This window comes from Acidovorax sp. GW821-FHT09A11 (genome assembly GCF_059418365.1).
Window position 1 is genome coordinate 333,093 of the sequence record NZ_JBWKPS010000006.1, and the last position, 6,167, is coordinate 339,259.

Genomic DNA, 6,167 nt, shown 5'->3' on the forward strand with positions numbered 1-6,167 from the left:
AAGCAAGTGCGGGAGGCGAGGGAGCGCCCCGCCTCGATGCCTTGGGCCGCGCTACGGCGCCAGCACGACCACGTGGCCTTCCTGCGGATCGATGCGGCCCGCATGCAGGTCTTCGACCAGGGCCTGCGCCGCCGCGAAACCCTGGTGTTCGCGCACCCGCATCCAGGGCTGGTGCGCGCTGCCGACGCGGTCGATGAACGCGCGCTGGGCGGCATTGAACTTCTGGTTGACCACCTCGGGGCCCCAGTCCGCATTGCGCTTCCTGATCTGCACCGGCGCGAAATAGAACACGGGCGCGGGCCCCGGCAGGGCCGTGTCGCGCAGGAAGTGCGTGTTCTGCGCCGACCCCGCATAGCAGTCGTACACCAGGGCATCGCCCAGGTGGTGGTGCACGCGCGAGCGCAGATCCTCGTCGCCCGAGAAATCGACATACAGCGTGGGCACACCGGCATCCAGGGCCTCCAGCTCACCATACGCCACCGTGCGCTGGTAGCAGCCCAGGCCCTGCACGAAGGCACTGTTGCGCGGCGCGGTGAGCCCCAGGCGCTCGATCTGCCCGGGCCCCTCCAGGCAGAACGCGGTGCCGTAGGCCGTCTTGCTCGATGCGCTGGAGAACAGCAGCCGCCGCGCGCCGAAAAATCCGTTGTCCTGCAGGAAATCCGCCAGCATGAACGACGTGATGAACAGCGGCCGCACCAGCATCTGGTAGTTTTCATCGCCTGCCCGGTATGCCGGGTCGGCGCTGGTGCGCGTGTACTGGTTGTAGGCCGAGGTGAGCGACTGGCGGTGCTCCGCGCCGTCGTAGAAGCCCCGGGCCGTCACGCGCACCGGCGCCATGCGCACATGGCTCGCAATGGGCCAGTAGCCGTAGAAGCGCTCGCCCACGGCCACGCCCTGCACGCCGGAGGCCACCACGTCGGCAAAGCCCCACACGGGCATGTGGCCCCAGCCTGCCTCCCCCGTGGGGAAAAAGTCCCAGTACTTCATCGCGTCGCCAAAGGCGGCGTAGGTGATGTTGTTCGTGGTCACCGCCACGCGGTCCACGCGCAGCAGGGCCTCGCCGGGCTGCAGTGGAGCAAGGGGGAGCTCCTCGGTGCGGGTGTGATTCAATGCATTCCTGTCGGTCAACAGGCGGGTGAGCAGCGTCATGGGAAGTCTCCGTTTCAAGGGTGAGAAAACACTCAGGGCACTGTATGGCGCCCTGCCGCCGCGTGGGTTCGGAAACCGGTGAACCCGCCGCGCAAGACCCTTGCCGCCAGCTCCAGCGCGGCCCCCAGGCCGCTCAAGCGCCCCCGCCAGGCCCGGGCGCGCTTCACGGTGCAGGCCATCTACGACGCCTTTGTTCGGATTTGGCAACGCGACGGCTGGGACAAGCTCACCACGCGCAACGTGGCGCTGGAAACCGGCATTTCCGTCGGCACGCTGTACGACTATTTCCCCAACAAGACAGCGCTGCTGTCGGGCTATGTGCGCCATTGCGTCGAGGCCCTGCTCGCCGCCATCGACCGCGAGGCCGTGCAGCCCGAGGGCCTGCCATGGACGCAGCGCATCCACCATCTCGTGCGCCTGGTGGGCGGCGTGGATGCGCCCGGGCTGCCGCCCTTCCACCCCGACATGCTGGCGCTGGAGGCGCAGATGGCCGAGCCCCGGCACCACCGCCGCGTGCACGAAGAGCTGGCCGCCGCCTGGGGCCGGGTGATTGCCGCCTGCACCGACCTGCCCCGCCCGCCCGGGCAAGCACTGCTGCAGGCGCTGCACCTCTCGGCCTGGGGTGGGCGGCGCTATGCGCTGCTGCTGCAGCTCGATCCCGCCGCCATGCGGCAGTGGGCCGACGGTGTGGAGCAACTGTGCTGCGCCGCCATCCTGCAGGCCGCCAGCGCGCCGGGCTGAAGCCCTGTCACCTGCGCGGCTGCCTTGCCCCGCGGGCCGCCCGACACTGGCGCCCTCACCAAAAAACACAGACGGAGCACTGCATGGACCCCAAGGACAAGGTCATCATCGTCACCGGCGGCGCCAGCGGCATCGGCCGCAGCATCGCGCGGCGTTTTGCGCAGGAAGGCGCCCGCGCCGTGGTCGTGGCCGACCTGCACCTCGCGCCCGCGCAGGCCGTGGCCGACGAGATCGGTGGCCTGGCCGTGCGCTGCGATGTGTCGAAGGAAGCCGACATCCAGGCGCTGGTGGCCACCACGCGCGAGCGCTACGGCCGGGTCGATGCCTACATCTCCAACGCCGGCATCCTGGGCCGCCCGGGCGGCATCGAACTCGAGGACCCACTGTGGGACGCCATGTGGAACATCCACGGCATGGCCCACGTGTGGGCCGCACGCGCCGTGGTGCCCGAGATGGTGGAGCGCGGCGAGGGCTTCTTCCTCGTCACGGCCTCGGCGGCGGGGCTACTGACCATCGTCGAGTCCGCCCCCTACGCCGTCACCAAGCATGCCGCCGTGGCCTTCGCCGAGTGGCTGCGCATCGCCTACGGCCGCCGGGGCGTGGGTGTGGCCTGCCTGTGCCCGCAGTCGGTGCAGACCGCCATGGTGACGGGCGATGGCGGTTCGGCCTCGCACGACGGCATCCTGCCGCCCGAACAGGTGGCGGGCGACGTGCTGGCCGCCATGCAGGACGGGCGCTTCCTGGTGCTGCCCCACCCCGAAGTGGCGCAATACTTCCGCAACAAGGGGCAGGACTACGAGCGCTGGCTGGGCGGCATGCAGAAGATGTATGCCCGGCACGCCCAGGCGCAGGCACAGGCCAACTGAACGGAAACGGGCGTTGAAGAACGGCCGGAAGAGGGTTCGCAGCGGGCGCCGGTAAAATCGCCGCTTCCGGGCGCCGCTGCGCCTGCCGCGCCGACTGCCGCAGAGTCCTGCCGCAGCGCGCCCTGACCCCCTTCTGGAACCCCCCTGTGTCCTACGCCTCAGAAACCCGGCGCCGCCGCACCTTTGCCATCATTTCCCACCCCGACGCCGGTAAAACGACGCTGACGGAAAAGCTGCTGCTGTTCTCGGGCGCGATCCAGATCGCCGGTGCCGTCAAGGGCCGCAAGGCCAGCCGCCATGCCACCTCGGACTGGATGGAGATCGAAAAGCAACGCGGCATCTCGGTGGCCTCGTCGGTGATGCAGATGCTGTACCGCGAACACGTGATCAACCTGCTCGACACGCCCGGCCACAAGGACTTCTCGGAAGACACCTACCGCGTGCTCACCGCCGTCGATTCGGCGCTGATGGTGATCGACGCGGCCAACGGCGTGGAAGCGCAGACACGCCGCCTGATCGAGGTTTGCCGCCAGCGCGACACGCCCATCATCACCTTCGTGAACAAGATGGACCGCGAGGTGCGCGACCCGCTGGACATCATGGACGAGGTCGAGCGCGAACTGGGCATGCCCTGCTGCCCCATGACCTGGCCCGTGGGCCAGGGCAAGGCCTTCGGCGGCATCATCAATCTGCGCACCCAGACGATGACGGTGTTCGAGTCCGGCAGCGAGCGCCGCCCGCAGGACTTCGAGGCCATCCCGCTGTCCGACGAGGCCACGCTGCGTGCGCGCTTCGGCGCCGAGTTCGATGCGGCGCTGGAGAGCATGGAACTGGCCGTGGGCGCATCGCCCGCCTGGGACCACGAGGCCTTCCTGGCCGGCAAGCTCACGCCCGTGTTCTTCGGCTCGGGGGTGAACAACTTCGGGGTGATGGAAGTGCTCGACGCCCTGGTGGACATGGCCCCGCCGCCCGGCCCGCGCGTGAGCACGCTCGAGGTCAACAAGCAGCCCGTGGTCAAGACCATCCAGCCCGAGGACGAGGGCTTCGCCGGCGTGGTCTTCAAGGTGCAGGCCAACATGGACGCCAACCACCGCGACCGCATCGCCTTCGTGCGCGTGGCCTCGGGCAAGTACATGCCGGGCATGAAGCTCAAGGTGCAGCGCACCGCCAAGGAACTGCGCCCCACCAGCGTGGTGACCTTCATGAGCCAGCGCCGCGAGGCGGTGGAAGAAGCCTACGCGGGCGACATCATCGGCTTCACCACCCACGGCGGCGTGCAGCTCGGGGACACCATCACCGACGGCGCCAACCTGCAGTTCACCGGCCTGCCGTTCTTCGCGCCCGAGATGTTCATGACCGTGGTGCTCAAGAACCCCCTGCGCACCAAGCAGCTGCAGCAGGGCCTGGCCCAGCTGGGCGAGGAAGGCGCGATCCAGGTCTTCAAGCCCGACGCCGGCGGCAACATGCTGCTGGGCGCCGTGGGCCAGCTGCAGTTCGAGGTGGTGCAGCACCGCCTGAAGGCCGAGTACGACGCCGACGTGCGCCTGGAAGGCTGCCAGTACACGGGCGCCCGCTGGATCACGGCCGACAACGCGGCCGACCTGCGCGCCTTCACGGACGCCTACCCGCTGCGCCTGGCGCACGACGCGGCCGATACGCTGGCCTACCTGTGCACCAGCCCCTATGACGTGCGCCTGGCGCAGGAGCGGTTTCCCAAGATCCACTTCCACCCGCTGCGCGAGCATGCGGGCCTGGCCCTGCAGAAGGCGGGCTGAGCGGCTTTGCGGGGCGGCCTCAGGGCCGGTACTCCCACCCATGGGGATTGGTGTCCTTCTGCAAGCACAGCGCCAGCCCCAGCGCCGTGACCGACCCGCTGAAGCACACGAAGGTGGCCTGGTGGGCGCCCCACTCGCGCTGGCAGTGGTGCAGGAAGCTGGCCTTCAGGCGGCCCTGGCGGTGCTCTTCGGCCAGGGCCAGCACGGACGGGTTCCTGGCTTCGGCCTTGAACTCCACAACGAGGTCGCGCCACTCCGGGACCAGGCCATCGAGCTTGCCGGCCGCGCGCTGGCAGACGGCCGCTGAATCGACGGGCGCCCGCGCCATGGCGGGGGCCGCAGCGCAACACCCCGCCCACATGAAGAAGAAGATCAAGGCCCCACGCTGCACGACAACTATCTCCCGGACAATGGCGCTCTCTTGCGCAAGAGCCGCAGCATAACGACATACCGCATGCAAGCCCTGAACCTTTGGCCCCCGGAGGCCCGCCGCGACCTGGTGGGCGTTTTCACCGACATCGACGACACCCTGACCACCGAGGGCGCCATCACGCCCGACGCGCTGCAGGCGCTGGCCGACCTGAAGGCGGCGGGCCTCGTGGTCATCCCCATCACCGGCCGGCCGATCGGCTGGTGCGAGCCCTTCATGGCCGCAGGCGCGGGCGCGGGCTGGCCCGTGGATGCGATGGTGGCGGAGAACGGTGCCGTGGCGTTTGCGCGGGGCCCGGGCTCCGGGCAGCCGCTGGCCAAGCGCTACCAGCAGGACGTCGCCACGCGCAGCGCCAACCAGGCGCGCATGCGCGAGATCGCGGCCCTGGTGGCGGCCGAAGTGCCCGGCGTGGACTTGAGCAGCGACAGCGCGGGGCGCGAGACGGACATCGCGTTCGACTACGCCGAGTTCGCCCGGCATACGCCCGACACCGTGCAGCGGGTGCTGGCCGTGCTGCAGCGCGTGGGCATGCAGACCACGGTGAGCAGCATCCACATCCACGGCTGCTTCGGTGATTTCAACAAGTGGCAGGGCGCGAACTGGATCGTGCGCGCGCTGTGGGGCCGGGACCTGGCGCAGGAGCTGGACCGCTGGGTGTTCGTGGGCGATTCGGGCAACGACCAGGCGATGTTCGAGCACTTCACCCACAGCGTGGGCGTGGCCAACATCGCGCGCTTTGTGCCGCAGCTGCGGCACCTGCCGCGCTATGTGACAAAGGGCGAACGCGGCGCGGGGTTTGCCGAGGTGGCGCGGGCCATCCTGTCGGGCCACGGGCGCGGCCAGGCGCCGAGCGCCCAGCGAGCCACCCCTGGGTTTGAATGAAAACGCCGCCTGGCACTTGATAGGCAAGCGCCAATAGCTATATATTTTATAGCAAATTAACCACCCGACCCCACGCGGGTGCGCAGGCAGGCGGCGCGCCAGGACACGTACCGAAGGCCGCGCCGCAAGGCGCCCGGGCGCCGTGCCGCGTCGGCATGCGCTGCTGCACGGCCCGGCGGCTCCGTGGCAACTCTGGCCGGCTTGGCAGGCGTCGCAGGCCTATTCGGCGGGCTGGGGCGGCTTGCCCGCCCCGCGCGGTTTGCGCGCGCGGGTTGCCGCTGCCTTGGCGGGCGCGGCCGCAGGGGCCGCCGCCTTGGACGATGG

6 protein-coding genes are annotated in these 6,167 nt (G+C 69.7%); 4 read left to right on the top strand and 2 right to left on the bottom strand.

Annotated features, from left to right (window positions below):
• Positions 1 to 51: 51 nt before the first annotated feature.
• Positions 52 to 1,149 carry a DUF2855 family protein gene (locus AC07PV_RS17890; protein WP_492244661.1) on the bottom strand — a complete coding sequence of 366 codons (1,098 nt, stop codon included), beginning with the start codon at positions 1,147 to 1,149 and terminating at the stop codon, positions 52 to 54.
• Between the two features lie 78 nt (positions 1,150 to 1,227).
• Here AC07PV_RS17890 and AC07PV_RS17895 point away from each other — a divergent pair, with 78 nt between their 5' ends.
• The 3 genes from AC07PV_RS17895 (at position 1,228) to AC07PV_RS17905 (ending at position 4,531) form a co-directional block, all read left to right on the top strand.
• On the top strand, positions 1,228 to 1,890 hold the full coding sequence (locus tag AC07PV_RS17895; RefSeq protein WP_494596423.1) for a TetR/AcrR family transcriptional regulator: 663 nt from the start codon (positions 1,228 to 1,230) through the stop codon (positions 1,888 to 1,890).
• Positions 1,891 to 1,973: 83 nt separating this feature from the next.
• Positions 1,974 to 2,756, top strand: coding sequence for an SDR family oxidoreductase (locus tag AC07PV_RS17900; RefSeq protein ID WP_494596422.1), 783 nt, complete (start codon positions 1,974 to 1,976; stop codon positions 2,754 to 2,756).
• A 146-nt stretch (positions 2,757 to 2,902) separates the two neighbouring features.
• On the top strand, positions 2,903 to 4,531 hold the full coding sequence (locus AC07PV_RS17905) for a peptide chain release factor 3 (RefSeq protein ID WP_218296249.1): 1,629 nt from the start codon (positions 2,903 to 2,905) through the stop codon (positions 4,529 to 4,531).
• Positions 4,532 to 4,550: 19 nt separating this feature from the next.
• Here the strand turns inward: AC07PV_RS17905 and AC07PV_RS17910 are convergent, their stop codons facing one another.
• A complete protein-coding gene (locus tag AC07PV_RS17910; protein WP_492253969.1) occupies positions 4,551 to 4,907 on the bottom strand; it encodes a hypothetical protein in 357 nt (118 codons plus the stop codon).
• 78 nt (positions 4,908 to 4,985) lie between these two features.
• Here AC07PV_RS17910 and AC07PV_RS17915 point away from each other — a divergent pair, with 78 nt between their 5' ends.
• Complete coding sequence (locus tag AC07PV_RS17915) at positions 4,986 to 5,843, top strand: HAD family hydrolase (protein WP_494630940.1); 858 nt, start codon at positions 4,986 to 4,988, stop codon at positions 5,841 to 5,843.
• The last annotated feature ends 324 nt before the right edge of the window (positions 5,844 to 6,167 follow it).

Bases quoted from the DNA above. Each gene is read 5' to 3' on its own strand.
- AC07PV_RS17890 (WP_492244661.1), bottom strand. From the start codon at position 1,149: ATGACGCTGCTCACCCGCCTGTTGACCGACAGGAATGCATTGAATCAC.
- AC07PV_RS17900 (WP_494596422.1), top strand. From the start codon at position 1,974: ATGGACCCCAAGGACAAGGTCATCATCGTCACCGGCGGCGCCAGCGGC.
- AC07PV_RS17915 (WP_494630940.1), top strand. From the start codon at position 4,986: ATGCAAGCCCTGAACCTTTGGCCCCCGGAGGCCCGCCGCGACCTGGTG.